The sequence below is a fragment of the Parerythrobacter aestuarii genome, from assembly GCF_030140925.1.
In the GTDB taxonomy this organism is placed as follows: Bacteria; Pseudomonadota; Alphaproteobacteria; order Sphingomonadales; family Sphingomonadaceae; genus Parerythrobacter; species Parerythrobacter aestuarii.
On the sequence record NZ_JARBWD010000001.1, the window covers coordinates 1,861,759 to 1,877,060 of the forward strand.

13 protein-coding genes are annotated in these 15,302 nt (G+C 61.9%); 12 read left to right on the forward strand and 1 reads right to left on the reverse strand.

All coding sequences use genetic code 11. From position 1 onward, the window contains the following. Positions 1-5: 5 nt before the first annotated feature. From alr to rnr, 6 genes are all read left to right on the forward strand, one after another. Entirely contained in the window at positions 6-1,052 is a 1,047-nt protein-coding gene (alr, locus tag QPW08_RS09100) for an alanine racemase (RefSeq protein WP_284125500.1), read from the forward strand. Between the two features lie 91 nt (positions 1,053-1,143). Further along, positions 1,144-1,692 carry a polyhydroxyalkanoate synthesis repressor PhaR gene (gene phaR / locus QPW08_RS09105; protein ID WP_284125501.1) on the forward strand — a complete coding sequence of 183 codons (549 nt, stop codon included), beginning with the start codon at positions 1,144-1,146 and terminating at the stop codon, positions 1,690-1,692. Between the two features lie 46 nt (positions 1,693-1,738). Beyond that, complete coding sequence (gene proS / locus QPW08_RS09110; protein WP_284125502.1) at positions 1,739-3,283, forward strand: proline--tRNA ligase; 1,545 nt, start codon at positions 1,739-1,741, stop codon at positions 3,281-3,283. Positions 3,284-3,298: 15 nt separating this feature from the next. Next, complete coding sequence (locus tag QPW08_RS09115; RefSeq protein WP_284125503.1) at positions 3,299-3,886, forward strand: DUF805 domain-containing protein; 588 nt, start codon at positions 3,299-3,301, stop codon at positions 3,884-3,886. Positions 3,887-3,945: 59 nt separating this feature from the next. Continuing rightward, the gene (locus QPW08_RS09120; protein WP_284125504.1) at positions 3,946-5,322 is read left to right on the forward strand and encodes a M28 family peptidase; all 1,377 of its coding nucleotides are present in this window, start codon (positions 3,946-3,948) and stop codon (positions 5,320-5,322) included. Positions 5,323-5,345: 23 nt separating this feature from the next. Further along, the gene (gene rnr, locus QPW08_RS09125) at positions 5,346-7,625 is read left to right on the forward strand and encodes a ribonuclease R (RefSeq protein ID WP_284125505.1); all 2,280 of its coding nucleotides are present in this window, start codon (positions 5,346-5,348) and stop codon (positions 7,623-7,625) included. A 2-nt stretch (positions 7,626-7,627) separates the two neighbouring features. On the opposite strand, the gene QPW08_RS09130 is transcribed toward rnr, so the two are convergent. After that, entirely contained in the window at positions 7,628-8,077 is a 450-nt protein-coding gene (locus QPW08_RS09130) for a universal stress protein (protein ID WP_284126326.1), read from the reverse strand. A gap of 152 nt (positions 8,078-8,229) precedes the next feature. On the opposite strand from QPW08_RS09130, the gene QPW08_RS09135 reads away from it, so the two are divergent. The 6 genes from QPW08_RS09135 (at position 8,230) to QPW08_RS09160 (ending at position 15,294) form a co-directional block, all read left to right on the forward strand. Continuing rightward, positions 8,230-9,513 carry a pyruvate dehydrogenase complex dihydrolipoamide acetyltransferase gene (locus tag QPW08_RS09135; protein WP_284125506.1) on the forward strand — a complete coding sequence of 428 codons (1,284 nt, stop codon included), beginning with the start codon at positions 8,230-8,232 and terminating at the stop codon, positions 9,511-9,513. Positions 9,514-9,517: 4 nt separating this feature from the next. Next, the gene (locus tag QPW08_RS09140; RefSeq protein WP_284125507.1) at positions 9,518-9,922 is read left to right on the forward strand and encodes an acyl-CoA thioesterase; all 405 of its coding nucleotides are present in this window, start codon (positions 9,518-9,520) and stop codon (positions 9,920-9,922) included. Then, on the forward strand, positions 9,915-11,324 hold the full coding sequence (lpdA, locus tag QPW08_RS09145) for a dihydrolipoyl dehydrogenase (protein WP_284125508.1): 1,410 nt from the start codon (positions 9,915-9,917) through the stop codon (positions 11,322-11,324). The genes QPW08_RS09140 and lpdA overlap by 8 nt, the downstream gene beginning before the upstream one ends. Before the next feature lie 79 nt (positions 11,325-11,403). Then, a complete protein-coding gene (locus tag QPW08_RS09150; RefSeq protein ID WP_284125509.1) occupies positions 11,404-11,961 on the forward strand; it encodes a carboxypeptidase-like regulatory domain-containing protein in 558 nt (185 codons plus the stop codon). 31 nt (positions 11,962-11,992) lie between these two features. Then, on the forward strand, positions 11,993-13,249 hold the full coding sequence (locus QPW08_RS09155; RefSeq protein ID WP_284125510.1) for a Xaa-Pro dipeptidase: 1,257 nt from the start codon (positions 11,993-11,995) through the stop codon (positions 13,247-13,249). Between the two features lie 182 nt (positions 13,250-13,431). Beyond that, positions 13,432-15,294: a cation:proton antiporter domain-containing protein gene (locus QPW08_RS09160; RefSeq protein ID WP_284125511.1), complete on the forward strand. Its 1,863-nt coding sequence runs from the start codon at positions 13,432-13,434 to the stop codon at positions 15,292-15,294. The last annotated feature ends 8 nt before the right edge of the window (positions 15,295-15,302 follow it).

A 15,302-nucleotide genomic window follows, 5' to 3' on the forward strand; every position in this document is an offset into this window, starting at 1 on the left:
AGGGCATGGCCATCGCCCCCCCAACACCAACCTTGCGGCTCGATATCGACCACGAGGCGCTGGCTGCCAATTGGCGCAAGCTCGATCGCCTGTCCGGCGGTGCCCGCGCAGGGGCCGCCGTGAAGGCCGATTGCTACGGACTTGGAGTAGACACCTGTGTCCCGGTATTGCGTGATGCCGGAGCGCGCGACTTCTTCGTCGCCCACTGGAGCGAAGTAGAACCGGTCCTGAAACATGTCCCGGCGGAGCAGCTTTCAGTTCTGCATGGGCCGAACACCGCCGAAGAAGCCGCCTACGCCATTGCCACCGGGGTCCGTCCGGTGATCAATTCGCTGCACCAGGCCAAAGTATGGAAGGAAGCCGGCAACGGTGTGTGCCAGCTCATGGTGGACACCGGCATCCACCGGCTCGGGATCAGGCCGGAAGACGTCGGCAATCCCGCCATTGCCGCGCTCGATGTCGACGTCCTGATGTCGCACCTATCCTCGGCCGACGAAGACGTCGCGGCAAATTCGAACCAGCTATCGTCTTTCAAGTCAGTCTTGGGGCAGGTTGCAGCTCGCAAGGCGAGTCTCGCCAATAGCGCCGGAATTGGGCTGGGGAGCGATTTTGCCTTCGATCTGACCCGCCCGGGGCTAGCGCTCTATGGCGGCATCCCTCGTCCGGAACTCGCCAACGACATTCGACAGGTCGCCTTTCCCAAAGCCGCACTCATACAGCTTGCCAGTCTGAGGGCCGGAGAAAGCGTCGGCTACAATGGCGAATTCACCGCTACTGCCGACATGCAGGTCGGCACGGTCTCGCTTGGCTATGCCGACGGCTTCCTGCGCAGCTGGGGCGGCAAGGGCAACACGCTACGACACGAAGGCCGCGCACTCGCGATCCTTGGCAAGGTCTCGATGGACATGGTGGTAGTCGACGTCTCAGCTGCGCCGGAGCTCGAGGTAGGTGACTGGCTCGATGTTCCCTACCACTTGCCCGAAGCCTCTCATGCGAGCGGACTGTCACAGTATGAGCTTCTCACCGTTCTTGGGCAAAGATTCCTGCGCTGATTGCGCTGCATTGCGCTGTGCATGTTGCAGGTGCTAAGGCCGATTGCAGTGCAGCATTGTGCGCAGCAAAAACGAAACGGCAGTTGCATCCATGGCCAAGAAAAACGCGAGCGAAGGCGACACCGTCGTCATCAAGAAATACGCCAACCGTCGCCTCTACAATACCCAGAGCTCGAGCTACATCACGCTGGACGATCTGGCCGCGATGACACGCGAAGGGGTCGATTTTCAGGTCGTGGATGCCAAATCGGGCGATGACATTACCCACACGATCCTGACTCAGATCATCATGGAAGAGGAAACCAGTGGCAAGCAGATGCTGCCGGTCAGCTTCCTGCGCGACATTATCTCGATGTATGGCAATTCGATGCAGGCCATGATGCCGAGCTACCTCGAAGCCAGCATGCAGAACCTCCGCCAGAATCGCGAGAAGCTGCAGGAGGCCTTTCGCGATGGTCTCGCCGCCAATCCGCTGACGAAGATCCACGAAACCAACATGGCGATGATGCGGGCCATGGGCGAAGCGTTTATCCCGGGCGGGAAATCCGTTTCCAAGTCGGCAGCCAAGGACGAAGAGCTGGCTGCGCTAAAGCAACAAATGGCTGAAATGCAGAAGAAGCTGGACGAGTTGGGCAAATAGGCCGCTCATCCCGCTCAAACATACTCCAACACAGGAATACTCCAAAGTGACGAACATCCGCCACGCCCTCAACGTCAAGCGTGAGGACGATTTTGCCGCCTGGTACCAGGCTGTCATTTCCGAAGCCGGGTTGGCCGAGGAATCGGGTGTGCGCGGCTGCATGGTCATCAAGCCTTGGGGCTATGGTATCTGGGAGCGCATCCAGCGCCTGCTCGATGATCGGATCAAGGCGACCGGGCACGACAATGCCTATTTCCCGCTTCTGATCCCGCTCTCGAATTTCGAGCGCGAGGCCGAGCATGTCGATGGCTTTGCCAAGGAAATGGCTGTCGTCACTCACCACCGCCTGATCGCCGGCCCGGATGGCGGACTGATTCCCGATCCCGAGGCCAAGCTGGAAGAACCGCTGGTTGTCCGCCCGACCTCGGAGACAATCATCGGCGATGCCATGGCGCGCTGGATCCAGAGTTGGCGGGACCTGCCGCTGAAACTCAACCAGTGGGCCAATGTGATGCGCTGGGAAATGCGTACCCGCATGTTCCTGCGCACGAGTGAGTTCCTGTGGCAGGAAGGGCATACCGCCCACGCCACTGCCGAAGAGGCCAAGGAGCATACGCTGACCATGCTCGAGGTCTATCGCGCGCATGCCGAGGAAGACTTGTCGCTGCCGGTGATCGCTGGCGAGAAGCCGGAGAACGAGCGTTTCCCCGGCGCTGTCGAGACGTGGTCGATCGAAGCCATGATGCAGGACGGCAAGGCGCTGCAGGCCGGCACCAGCCACTATCTCGGTACCAATTTCGCCGAGGCATCGGGCATCAAGTACCAGGCCAAGGAAGGCGGCGAACAATACTGCCACACCACCAGCTGGGGCGTTTCGACCCGCATGATCGGCGGCGTCATCATGACCCATGGCGACGACGACGGGCTGCGCGTTCCGCCGAAGATCGCGCCGTGGCAGGTGGTGATCCTGCCGATGCTGCGCGAGAAGCCCGAAGACGAAGCGTTGCTCGCCTATTGCCGCGACCTCCATGCCAAGCTGGCGGCTGAAAGCGCGCTGGGCGAACCCGTGCGCGTGCTGCTGGACGACAAGCCCGGCAAGGCTGCGGCCAAGCGCTGGGATTGGGTCCGCAAGGGCGCACCCCTGATCATCGAGGTCGGCGGGCGTGACATGGAAAATGGTGTCGTCAGCCTGCTCCGCCGCGACCAGCTGTGGGACCTGGAAACGGGCAAGCCTGCCTTCCAGTCACCAACGCCGGGGCAATTGGCTGACAATGTCGCGCCGCTGCTGGGCGAGATCCAGGCTAGCCTGTTCGGCGAGGCGCAGGCCCGCCGCAACCGGAATGTCGTGGGTGGCTGCACCTCTTTCGACCAGATCCGGGAGTATTTCAGCGAGGATCGCAAGTTCCCCGGCTGGGTCGAAGTGCAGTGGTCCAAGCCCACTGGAGCAGCGCTTGAGAAGGTTGTCGAGCAGCTCAAGGAGCTGAAACTCACCATCCGCAACGTCCCGATGAATGCGCCGGATACCACCGGGACCTGCATTTTCACCGGCGAGCCGGCCGTTGAGTGGATCTATATCGCCAAGGCTTACTGAGGGGAGGGCGGCGAGATGCTCGGAGCGATTAGATACAATCTCGCCAACCTCGCCAACTTCAGCGGTCGGGATTCCCGCCAGACTTTCTGGTACTTCATGCTGTTCATCATTGTGGTCCAGTTCGGACTGGGCATGATTGCATCAATCCCGAGCTACATCGAGATGTTCTCCAACGCGTTTGAGGCAGCGCAGGGCGGGGCCGACGAAGCGGAAATGCAGGCTGCCATGGCTAGCGAGATGGGCGGCATGATGCGCACTCAGATGAACATCGCGGTCGTCTCAGGACTGGTGTCGACCGTTTTGTTCAGCGCTGCTTTTGTCCGACGGCTGCACGATTCTGGCAAACCCGGCTGGTTCCTGCTGCTGGCCCTAGTGCCGCACCTTGGCGCGCTTGCCTACAGTGTCACGCAGATCGACCACCTCGTTGAAATCATGCAGCAAGTCATGAGTGCTAGCGATCCCGGCCAAGCGATGGCCATGCAGCAGCAAATCTATGCCTACAGCGCGGTCGGCTATGTCGGTTACATCGTTGTCGCAATCTTCGGGATCATGAAATCCGATCCCGGCCCGAATGCCTATGGTGAAGAGCCTGTGCGCTTCTGACAGTCGGGCCGTCGTTCGCCGGTATTGTGTTTGATCGGGAGGGAAGGCATCAGGCGCGCATGAAGAAACTCGCACTCGCCCCCGTCGCCCTCATCGCCGCCCCGCTCGCCGCACAGGATCATCCAGCGGACAATGTGTCAGCCGATCGTCTCAAGGCAGACGTGGAACGCCTGGTTGCTTTCGGCACGCGCCACACGCTTTCGGAACAGGATAACCCGGAACGCGGGATCGGCGCTGCTGTCGATTGGGGCGCAGACCAGTTTCGCGCTATCTCCGAGAAGTGCGGTGGATGTCTGGAAGTCGTCTTGCCAGAGCGGATGGTACAGGGACGCCGCATCCCCGAGCCCGTCCGGTTGCGCAATGCGGTGGCCATCCAGAAGGGCACTGATCGCCCCATGGAAGTCGTCATCGTACAGGGACATATCGATAGCCGCGCCACCGATCCCTTTGACTGGCAAAGCGATGCCCCTGGCGCGAACGACGATGGCTCGGGTACGGCCCTGGTTATCGAAGCAGCGCGGGTTCTGACCGGTAAGCGTTATCCCACCACCATCATCTATGCGCTCCTCTCTGGCGAGGAGCAGGGCCTCTATGGTGGCCGCCTGCTGGCCGACTGGGTCGAGAGCCAAGGCTATACCGTCAAGGCCGTGCTCAACAACGATGTCGTCGGCAACAGCTGCGGCAGCGACGGATATTGCGATGCCGACAATGTCCGCGTCTTCTCCGAGGGGCCGCGTGCCGATCTGACCGAGGCCTTGCGGGCCGCGCAGCGCCGCGAAGGCGGTGAAAACGACAGTCCCGGCCGTAACCTCTCACGCTGGCTGGACGGACTGGCAGATACGGCGGAAGGCGGCCTCAACGTTCGCCAGATATGGCGGACAGATCGCATGGGGCGGGGCGGGGACCAGATCCCGTTCCTCGAAAAAGGCTATCCAGCAGTGCGCATCACTGTCGCCGTCGAAGACTATGAACACCAGCACCAGGATCTCCGAGTGGAAGACGGGGTCACCTACGGCGACACCGTTGACGAAATGGACTTCTCCTATCTCGCCAAGGTGACACAGCTCAATGTGCGGGCACTTGATCGTCTGGCACAGGCACCGATGCCACCTGCGCCAACGGTCCAGGCAGCTGTGCTCACCTATTCCGAGTTGGAATGGGGCCCCGTGCAAGGCGCGGATTCCTATCGTGTCTATATGCGCCGGACTGACGAGGCGGCCTGGCCGGCTGAACCCGCTGCAATCGACACGCTCGATCCGGACGATGAGGCTTCGTTTGCCGTTTCCTCCATCGGCTGGGTGTTCGATGGGATCCGCGGCGACGATTGGTTCTTTGGCGTCAGCGCATGCAACGGCGATATTTGCAGCCCGGTCGCCAGCGCCGTCCCTGCCGGTGCATTCGCGCCCATCGCCAAGGAAGAGGGTGACAGCGAGTAAGCACTCGCCCATAGGCCGCCGATATGGCCAAACGCCCACTCAAACGCCCCGAAGGCCTGCCGTCCCGCGAGCAGGTGCTCGAGTTCATCCAGACCTCCGACACCCCCGCCGGCAAGCGCGAGATTGCCAAGGCGTTCGGGCTCAAGGGGCAGGAAAAGATCGCGCTCAAGCGGCTGCTCAAGGACATGGCCGAGGAAGGCCTGATCGACGGCAAGAAAACCGCCTATCACCGGATGGGCGGCATCCCCAAGGTCACTGTCCTGCGGGTCGTCGAGATCGAGGATGGCGAGCCTGTGGCAGAGCCCGACAACTGGAACCCGGAATCGGGCGACAAGCCGCCGCGTCTGGTTTTGGTCGAGGTCAAGCGCGGTCGTGGGGCCAAGGGCATGCCGGCGCTCAAGCGGGGCGACCGTGTGCTTGCCCGCACCGAGGAAACCGACAAGGGCTGGCGCGCTTTTCCGATGAAGAAGCTGCCCGCCCGCACCGAGGGCATGATGGGCGTGATCGAGCTCGATGGCAGCGGCAAGCCGTGGCTTGCCCCGGTCGACAAGCGCATCCGCAATTCGGTGCATGTGGTCGATCTTGGCCAGGCCGAGGCCGGGCAATTGGTGCTGGCCGAGCAGGCGGGCAAGTCGCCGCGTTCGGGCGTGCGGGTGGTCGAGGTCTATGGCGACCCGCTCGCCCCGCGCAGCTTCAGCCTGATCGCCATCGCCAAGCACGGCATTCCTCACATCTTCCCCGAGGAAGCCATCGATGAGGCCGGACGCGCAGCAAAACTGCCGCTGAGCGAGGACAAGCGCGAGGACCTGCGCAACGTTCCGATCCTCGCCATCGATCCTGCCGATGCCCGCGACTATGACGATGCCATCTGGGCCGAGCCCGACAGGGAGGGCGGCTTCAAAGCCATCATCGCCATTGCCGACGTCAGCTTCTACGTCCGTCCCGGTGGAGCGCTTGATCGCGAGGCCCGCAAGCGTGGCAATTCGGTCTATTTCCCCGATCGCGTCGTGCCCATGCTGCCGGAGGTGCTAAGCGCCGATGTCTGCTCACTGCGGCATGGCGAGGATCGCGCGGCGATGGCTTGCCACCTCAAGGTCTCAGGCGAAGGGAAGGTGACGTCATGGCGTTTCACCCGCGCCGTCGTGCGCCTGACGCACAACATCCCCTATGAAAAGGCGCAAGAGGCGATCGACGATGGTTCTGCCAGCCAGGAGCTACAGAACCTGTGGGCCTGCTGGAAGGCACTCGCCAAGGCCCGTCATGAGCGCGACCCGTTGGAGCTGGAGATCCCCGAACGACGCGTGATGCTCGATGACAAGGGTCGCATCGCCGATATCGCCGTGCGCGAACGGCTCGATGCGCACCGCGTGGTCGAGGACTTCATGATCGCGGCCAATGTCGCTGCAGCCAAGGCTCTGGAGGCCAAGACCGCACCGGTGGTCTATCGCATCCACGAGCCACCCAACCGTGAGAAACTGATCGCCTTGCGCGACTACCTCGCCACGCAGGGCCGCAAGCTGGCGCTGGGGCAGGTCGTCACGCCGACGCTTTTCAACCGCTTTCTCAAGGATGTATCGGACGATGCTGAGAGAACATTGCTGATGGAAGCGGTATTGCGCAGCCAGACGCAGGCCTACTACGGGCCGAAGAATGCCGGGCATTTCGGGCTGGCGCTTGGCTCCTACGCCCACTTTACCTCGCCGATCCGCCGCTATTCCGACCTGCTGGTGCACCGCGCGCTGGTCGATGCCTATGGGCTCGAGCAGCCCAAGCCGAGCAACGGTTTGCCCGATTTCTCAGGACTTTCCGATCGGGATCGCGACGACCTCCAGCAAGTCTCCGACGCCATCAGCACCACTGAACGGCGCGCGATGGAGGCCGAACGGGATACCATCGACCGCTATGTTGCCTCCTTCCTGTCGCAGCATGTCGGTCAGGTCTTCCAGACCCGCATCACGGGTGTCCAGAGCTTCGGCTTTTTTGCGACGATCCAGGACCTTGGCGGCGATGGCCTTGTTCCCGTCTCAACACTGGGACGTGAGTATTTCCGGCATGACGAAGCCGCGCAGGCACTGATCGGTGAGGATAGCGGGACCCGCTACGAAGTCGGACAGCGGCTCGAACTGAAGCTCGCCGAAGCCAATCCGTTGACCGGTGCACTAAAGTTCGAACCTGTCGATGCCCAGGGTGACCCGATCGAACCGCGCGGCCATCGCACGCCGCCGCGCAAGAAAGGCAAGTTCGTCCAGGGCAAGCGTGGTCGGCCCGGCAATATCCGCCACCAGGGCAAACGGCGGAAATAACCTCAGGTCACGCGGTCGATATCCTCGTTGGTGAACCCACCCGGGACGATGAACAACGGGCAAGGCAGGGTCGAAGCACTCTCGCTGAAATGCATCACCAACGGGCCCGAGCTTTGCTCGCCAGCGGCAAGTACCAGCGCGTGAACTTCCGGATGCTCTTCGAGATATTCAGCGATCACCTTCTTGCCTTCACCCACCTTGACGGTGATCTGAGGCATGTTGCCGCTTTCGGCGAGTATCGAGCCGGCAGCGCTGCTCGCGACAGCTTCGGCCCGGTCGCGCGCTTCCTGTTCGATGGTCGCCTGGATGCTGCCGAAAGCATTGAAGTTCTGTGGCTGGACCAGGGCCAGGATATGCACCACGCCATCGACGGCGACGGCCCGGCGCGAAGCCCAGCGCAGCGCCTTGAGCGCTTCTTCGGTCTCGTCGATGATCACCAGGAATACGCGCAAACTCATAGACAGAAGGTCCCCCGTAGCGGCATCGGTATCCGCTGAAATCGTATGCTTTGCAAGATTGGCGCAAGAACCTTGCCGCGAGCCTTCAAATTGGCCAAAGCGTAGCGGAAATCACGCCTCCCCAGCTGAAGGATCCACGCCGACCCATGCCGACCCAGATCAAGATGCCCGCGCTTTCGCCCACCATGGAAGAAGGCACGCTCGCCAAATGGCTGGTCAAGGTCGGCGATACCATTAGCGCCGGCGACATCATGGCGGAGATCGAAACCGACAAGGCGACGATGGAGTTCGAGGCCGTTGACGAAGGGACTGTGGCACAGATCCTGATCGACGAGGGCAGCGAGAATGTGAAGGTTGGCGAGGTGATCATGATTCTCGCCGAAGAGGGTGAGGATGTGGAGGATGCGAAGGGGGCCGCGCCAGCGAGCGCGCCTGCCCCGGCACCAACGCCCGCACCAGCGCCCGCACCAGCGCCGGCCAAGGAGGAGGCTGCTCAGCCTGCGCCTGCCCCATCAACTGCTCCCTCTGATAAGCCAAGCGGCGACCGCGTGATCGCTTCTCCTCTGGCGAAGCGTATTGCCGAGCAGAGAGGTCTCGACCTCTCGACCATCAAGGGCAGCGGCCCGAATGGCAGGATAGTGAAGGCCGATGTCGAAGGCGCAAAGGCTGGAGCGCCTGCAGCCGCCCAGGCAGCTGCTCCGGCCCCGGCCAAGCCTGCATCTCTCGGCGGCGATCTCGACGCGCCATACGAAGCGCAGAAGCTCAACAATGTCCGCAAGGTCATCGCCCGCCGCCTGACCGAGGCCAAGCAGACCATCCCGCATATCTATCTCACCGTGGACGTGCGGCTTGATGCGCTGCTCAAGCTGCGCAGCCAGCTCAATGCCTCGCTCGAGGCTGACGGGGTGAAGCTCTCGGTCAACGACCTGCTGATCAAGGCGCTGGCGCGTGCGCTGCAGCGCGTGCCCAAGTGCAATGTCAGCTTCCAGGGCGACGAGCTGTTCGAATATTCGCGGCAGGATATCTCCGTCGCGGTGGCCGCGCCTTCGGGCCTGATCACCCCGATCATCCGCGATGCGGGCCGCAAGGGCCTCGCCCAGATCAGCACCGAAATGAAGGAACTGGCGGGCAAGGCCAAGGACGGCAAGCTGCAGCCGCATGAATTCCAGGGCGGCACCGCCAGCCTCTCCAACCTCGGCATGTTCGGCACCAAGCAGTTCGACGCCGTGATCAACCCGCCGCAGGCGATGATCCTCGCGGTCGGCGCAGGCGAGCAGCGCCCGTGGGTCGAGGACGGCCAGATCGTCCCCGCCACCGTGATGAGCGCCACCGGCAGCTTCGACCACCGCGCGATTGACGGCGCGGACGGCGCGCAGCTGATGGAGGCGTTCAAGCAGCTATGCGAGAACCCGATGGGGCTGGTGGTATAATCACATGCAATCTGGCGAGCTGACCATAAGGGCCACCGCCATGCCGACCGACCTCAACCCTTATGGCGGGGTGTTTGGCGGGTGGCTGATGGCGCAGATGGCGCTGGGCGCAGGTTCACTTGCCAGCCGCGAGGGGAAGGGCAAGGCGGTGGTCGTCTCGGCCAGCGATTTCGCCTTCCCCGGCGCGATGGCGGTAGGGGACGAGCTATCGGTTTACTGCGCCATCGCTGCCACCGGCACCACCTCGCTCACCATCACCGCCGAAGCCATCGCCCGCGAGCGCAATGGCGAGGCGACTACCAAGGTCGCCAGCGGCACATTCAAATTTGTCCTTCTCGATGACAATGACAGGCCGCGCGCAGTCGACGCGATGGCCACGCCTCTCCCCAAGGAAAATGACAATGGCTGACCAATACGACGTTATCGTTCTCGGCTCCGGACCCGGCGGCTATGTCGCGGCGATCCGTTGCGCGCAGCTGGGGCTCAAGACCGCGATTGTCGAGCGCGAGAACCTTGGCGGCATCTGCCTCAACTGGGGCTGCATCCCGACCAAGGCGCTGCTGCGTTCGGCAGAGATCTTTCACTACATGCAGCATGCGGGCGATTATGGCCTCAAGGCGAAAGGGATCGAGGCGGATCTCGAAGCGGTGGTGAAGCGCTCACGCGGCGTGGCGAAGCAGCTCAACCAAGGCGTCACCCATCTGATGAAGAAGAACAAGATCACCGTGCATATGGGCGAGGGCACGCTGACCGGCCCGACCTCGCTCACGGTCAAAGGCGAGAAGGGTGAGGAGAAGCTCACCGCCAAGCATGTGATCGTCGCCACCGGCGCCCGCGCTCGCGATCTGCCCTTCGCTCCTGCCGACGGCAAGCGCGTGTGGACCTATCGCACCGCTATGACTCCACCGGAAATGCCCAAGAAGCTGCTGGTGATCGGCAGCGGCGCTATCGGGATCGAATTCGCCAGCTTCTACAACGACATGGGCGCAGACGTGACCGTGGTCGAAATGCTCGACCGGATCGTTCCGGTGGAGGACAAGGACGTCTCGACCTTCCTCGAAAAGAGCCTGACCAAGCAGGGCATGACCATTATGACCGGCGCGGGCGTGGAAGACATCAAGGCCGATGCCAAAGGTGTGAAAGCCAAGATAAAGGCCAAGGACGGCAAGGTCAGCGAGCAGGAGTTCACCCACTGCATCGTCGCCATCGGCATCGTCCCCAACACCGAGAATATAGGGCTGGAGAAGCTCGCAGAGATGGATCGCGGCTTCATCCAGATCGACCCTTATGGCCGGACAAAGTCCAAGGGCCTGTGGGCCATCGGCGATTGCACTCCGGGCCCGTGGCTGGCGCACAAGGCATCGCATGAGGGTGTCACCGCCGCAGAGGCCATCGCGCAGGAGTTGGGCAACAAGGACGTCCACCCACACGGGCTCGACCGCAACAACATTCCCGGCTGTACCTATTGCCACCCGCAGGTCGCCAGCGTCGGCATGACCGAGGCCAAGGCGAAGGAGGCGGGCTACGAGGTCAAGGTCGGCAATTTCCCCTTCATCGGCAACGGCAAGGCCATCGCGCTGGGCGAGGCCGAGGGCTTCATCAAGACGGTGTTCGACGCCAAGACCGGCGAGTTGCTGGGCGCGCATATGATCGGCGCGGAAGTGACCGAGCTGATCCAGGGCTATACCGTCGGCAAGCAGCTGGAGACGACCGAAGCTGAGCTGATGCAAACTGTCTTCCCGCACCCGACGCTTTCTGAAATGATGCACGAAAGTGTGCTGGGGGCCTACGGGCGGGCGCTGCATATCTGATTGGCAACGATGGGAGAGGGGAATGACTGACGATTTGCGAGTAACATTCCCCAAACCTTGCAGCGAGGATTGGAACACGATGTCGCGTCAAGGCTGCAACCGCCATTGCAGCGCTTGCGACAAGACCATCCATGACCTTTCGCAGCTGACGCTCGATCAGGCCGAGGAATTGCTCAAGAGCGAGGATGAAGTCTGCGTTCGCGCTGAAATAGCGGACAACGGCATGGTCCGACTTGCAGACAGTGGCAGCACGACCAAGCGCAAATTGGTTGCCGTCGCCGGCGCCTCCCTGTCACTGGCGCTTGCGGCGTGCCAGACAATGGGAAGCAACGCCGTCACTCCGCTTTACGAGATCTCCGGCGCTACCAATTACTATGAATACGACGCCGTGGTCACGCTGACCGACCAGTATGGCAAGGTCCGAACAACCAAGGTGCGCCGGGACAAGAGCTTTCGTTTCACCAACCTGCTTCCCGGCACGTTCACCCTGACTATCACCCGCTGGTGCGGCGATCCGGTCGAAGAGACCGAGATAGTTGTCACTGAGGACGATGTCTCGCTTGGAACACTCAAATGGGGCGAGAACCAGTGTATCATCATCGGGGTGATGACGCCCATCGGGCCTGGCCGCGGCTAGTTGGAATCTGCATTTCTTGTTGGAGCACACAATGCCCAAAACACTACTCTTTGCCTCCGCTATTCTCGTCGCCTCAACAGCTGCGCTTGCCGAGCCGACCTATGTAGTTGCCGACCGGATGCTGGATGTCGAAAGCGGCAAATACATCGCCAACCCGGTGATCGGGATGGATGACGGCAAGATCGTCTCGGTCAGCACCGGGGCGGCTCCGGATGGGGCTGAGGTTATCGACCTGACCGGCCACACCATCCTGCCGGGTCTGATAGACATGCATGTCCATCTCGACGGGCGGCCCGAATATGGCGGCTACAGCGGGTTGCAGTTCACCGACCGGTTCTGGACATTCCTTGCAGCAGCGAATGCGGACAAGATGCTCAAGGTCGGCTTCACCACCGTGCGCAACGTGGGTGATACCGATTACAATGTCGCCGGGCTCGACCAGGCGATTGAGGAAGGCTGGCTGCAAGGTCCGCGCATCGTCAATGCGAACTATGCCCTCGGCGCGACCGGTGGGCATTGCGACGAGACCTTCCTGCCGCCGAGCTTCAATCGCAAGAGCCCGGCAGTGGGCGACAGCCCCGAGGAATTGCGCAAGCGCGTACGCGAGCAGCGCAAGTACGGGGCCGAAGTCATCAAGGCCTGCGCCACCGGTGGCGTGTTCAGCCGCAACACCGCTCCGGGAATCCAGCAGCTAAACCTCGAAGAATTGACGGCGATTGCCGAGGAAACCCATTTCTGGGGCCTCAAGGCAGCCGCCCATGCGCACGGAGCAGCGGGGATCAAGGCCGCGATCCTCGCCGGTTTCGACACAATCGAGCACGCCAGCTTCATCGATGACGAAGGTATCCGCCTCGCCAAGGAACGCGGCACATTCCTGTCGATGGACATTTTCAATACCGAATACACGCTGTCGGAAGGCGAAAAGAACGGGGTACTGAAGGAGAACCTCGACAAGGAGCGGCTGGTCTCCAAGGCGCAGCGCGACAATTTCAGCAAGGCGCACAAGGCCGGGGTGAAGATGGTGTTCGGCAGCGACGCCGGGGTCATGCCGCATGAGTCCGTGCCCGGACAGTTTGCAGTGATGGTGCGGCTGGGCATGACCCCGCTGGAGGCCATCCGCGCCGCGACGATCAATGCCGCCGATGCGCTCGGCCAGAAAGGGCAGGTCGGGACGATCGCGGTCGGTGCATGGGCCGATATCATCGCTGTCGACGGCGACGTACTGGCCAATGTCCGCGAACTCGAGGATGTCGATGCGGTGGTGAAAGGCGGAAAGCTCGTCGAATAAGCCCGGGGAGGGTGGGCCGCACCGCTGGGAGGATGAGTGCGATGCGGCCCTGGACCATCAGAGGAGGTCTTCCCAATAGGCTTCCGAAGCTGACCGCCAGCTTGCCCACTTGTAAGAGGTTGTAACGCTCGCCAAGGTTCCGCGACCATTGACGCGAGGGCGGGAGCGTATACTCCCTGCGCATGGGCGATTTCCTTATTCTCGCATTCAGCCTGCTCGTTGCCGGGGTGGTTGCCGTGCCTCTCGCCACCCGCTTCGGGCTCGGGACTGTCCTTGGCTACTTGCTCGCCGGTATGGCGCTCAGCCCTCTGCTGTCGTTCCTCAACGTCAATGTCGAACAGATGCAGCAATTCGCCGAATTCGGCGTCGTCATGATGCTGTTCGTGATCGGACTGGAGCTGGAGCCTAAGCGGTTGTGGGAGATGCGACGCCGGCTCGTGGCATTTGGTGGTGGGCAAGTACTGCTGACTACGGTCGTGTTGGCAGGCATCGGTTTACTGGCAGGCAATGCCTGGCAAACGGCACTGGCGATCGGGATGATCCTGGCGCTTTCGTCCACGGCGATCGTGCTGCAGACGCTCGAAGAGAAGAAGCTGATGCGTACGCAAGGGGGCGAAGCGAGCTTCTCTGTCCTGCTGGTGCAAGATGTTGCCGTCATTCCCATGCTTGCGCTGTTGCCGTTGCTCGCTTTGCCCGAATTGGCCGGTGCCGTTCATGGAGCAGACGGATCGCATGGTCACGGCGGTGCGAGCCTCGTCGAAGGCCTTCCCGCATGGCTCGGTGCCATCGTGACACTTGGCTCTGTCGGGCTGGTTGTGCTGATCGGCGTCTACCTCACCCGCCCGCTGTTCCGCATGATCGCAGGGCTGAAGCTGCGCGAGATGTTCACTGCAGCTGCTTTGATGATCGTAATCGGGATCGCACTGCTGATGACGCTGGTCGGGCTGTCTCCCGCATTGGGGGCCTTTATCGCCGGGGTTGTCCTCGCCAACAGCGAATTCCGGCATGAGCTCGAGGCGGATATCGACCCCTTCAAGAGCTTGCTGCTGGGTCTGTTCTTCATCACCGTGGGTGCCGGGATCGACTTCGTACTGGTCCAGTCAATCTGGGGCGATGTGCTATTCTGGACGGCCGTCGTGATCGCAACCAAGATGGCAGTGCTCTTCGGGATCGGGAAGGCTTTCCACTTGATGGGCCAGGACCGCTGGCTGTTCAGCCTTGGCCTTGCGCAGGCAGGTGAGTTCGGGTTCGTGCTTGTTTCCTTCGCTGTCGGCAATGCCGTGCTAGGGGAAGAACTGGCGAGCCTGCTTCTGCTCGTGATCGCCTTTTCGATGCTGGTTACCCCCTTGCTGTTCATCTTCTACGACCAGGTCGTGGTGCCGCGTTACACAGGTGGCGACGAGCGCGAGCCCGATACGATCGACGAATCGAATGATATCATCATTGCCGGGCGCGGCCGGGTTGGGGGGATCGTAGACCGCATGCTCAATGCTGCAGGTTACCAGGCAACGGTGATCGACTACGATTCACGCCACATCAGCAACATGGAAAAATTCGGCACCAAGGCATATTTTGGCGACGCAACGAGGCCCGACCTGCTCGCCAGCGCGGGCATCGCACATGCCAAGATCCTGGTCGTGGCGCTCGACGAGAAAGAGCAAATCGACAAGATCGTCACTCATGTCCACCAGAATTATCCCGAAGTGCACATCGTCGCCCGCGCCATAGATCGCGATCACGTGTTCAAGCTGTGGGCGATCGGATGCCGCGATATCATCCGCGAGACCTATGACGGGTCGGTGCGCATCGGGCGTTCCGTGTTTGAGGCGTTAGGGCATGACCGGCAGGCAGCACAGGCGATGGCCGATGCGTTCGAAGAGGCTGATCGCAGCACGATGATCGAGTTCGCATCGGTCTACAAGATCGACGTGCCCTCATGGGACAACGAGGAACTGATCGAGAAGGTCAAGGAAATGCGCAAGGAATGGGACCCCAAGCTGCGCGACATGATGGACACCATCATGGACCGTGGACGGGGGCGCTAGGGAGCAAA

Bases quoted from the DNA above. Each gene is read 5' to 3' on its own strand.
- alr (WP_284125500.1), top strand. From the start codon at position 6: ATGGCCATCGCCCCCCCAACACCAACCTTGCGGCTCGATATCGACCAC.
- phaR (WP_284125501.1), top strand. From the start codon at position 1,144: ATGGCCAAGAAAAACGCGAGCGAAGGCGACACCGTCGTCATCAAGAAA.
- QPW08_RS09115 (WP_284125503.1), top strand. From the start codon at position 3,299: ATGCTCGGAGCGATTAGATACAATCTCGCCAACCTCGCCAACTTCAGC.
- QPW08_RS09120 (WP_284125504.1), top strand. From the start codon at position 3,946: ATGAAGAAACTCGCACTCGCCCCCGTCGCCCTCATCGCCGCCCCGCTC.
- rnr (WP_284125505.1), top strand. From the start codon at position 5,346: ATGGCCAAACGCCCACTCAAACGCCCCGAAGGCCTGCCGTCCCGCGAG.
- QPW08_RS09135 (WP_284125506.1), top strand. From the start codon at position 8,230: ATGCCGACCCAGATCAAGATGCCCGCGCTTTCGCCCACCATGGAAGAA.
- QPW08_RS09140 (WP_284125507.1), top strand. From the start codon at position 9,518: ATGCAATCTGGCGAGCTGACCATAAGGGCCACCGCCATGCCGACCGAC.
- lpdA (WP_284125508.1), top strand. From the start codon at position 9,915: ATGGCTGACCAATACGACGTTATCGTTCTCGGCTCCGGACCCGGCGGC.
- QPW08_RS09150 (WP_284125509.1), top strand. From the start codon at position 11,404: ATGTCGCGTCAAGGCTGCAACCGCCATTGCAGCGCTTGCGACAAGACC.
- QPW08_RS09155 (WP_284125510.1), top strand. From the start codon at position 11,993: ATGCCCAAAACACTACTCTTTGCCTCCGCTATTCTCGTCGCCTCAACA.
- QPW08_RS09160 (WP_284125511.1), top strand. From the start codon at position 13,432: ATGGGCGATTTCCTTATTCTCGCATTCAGCCTGCTCGTTGCCGGGGTG.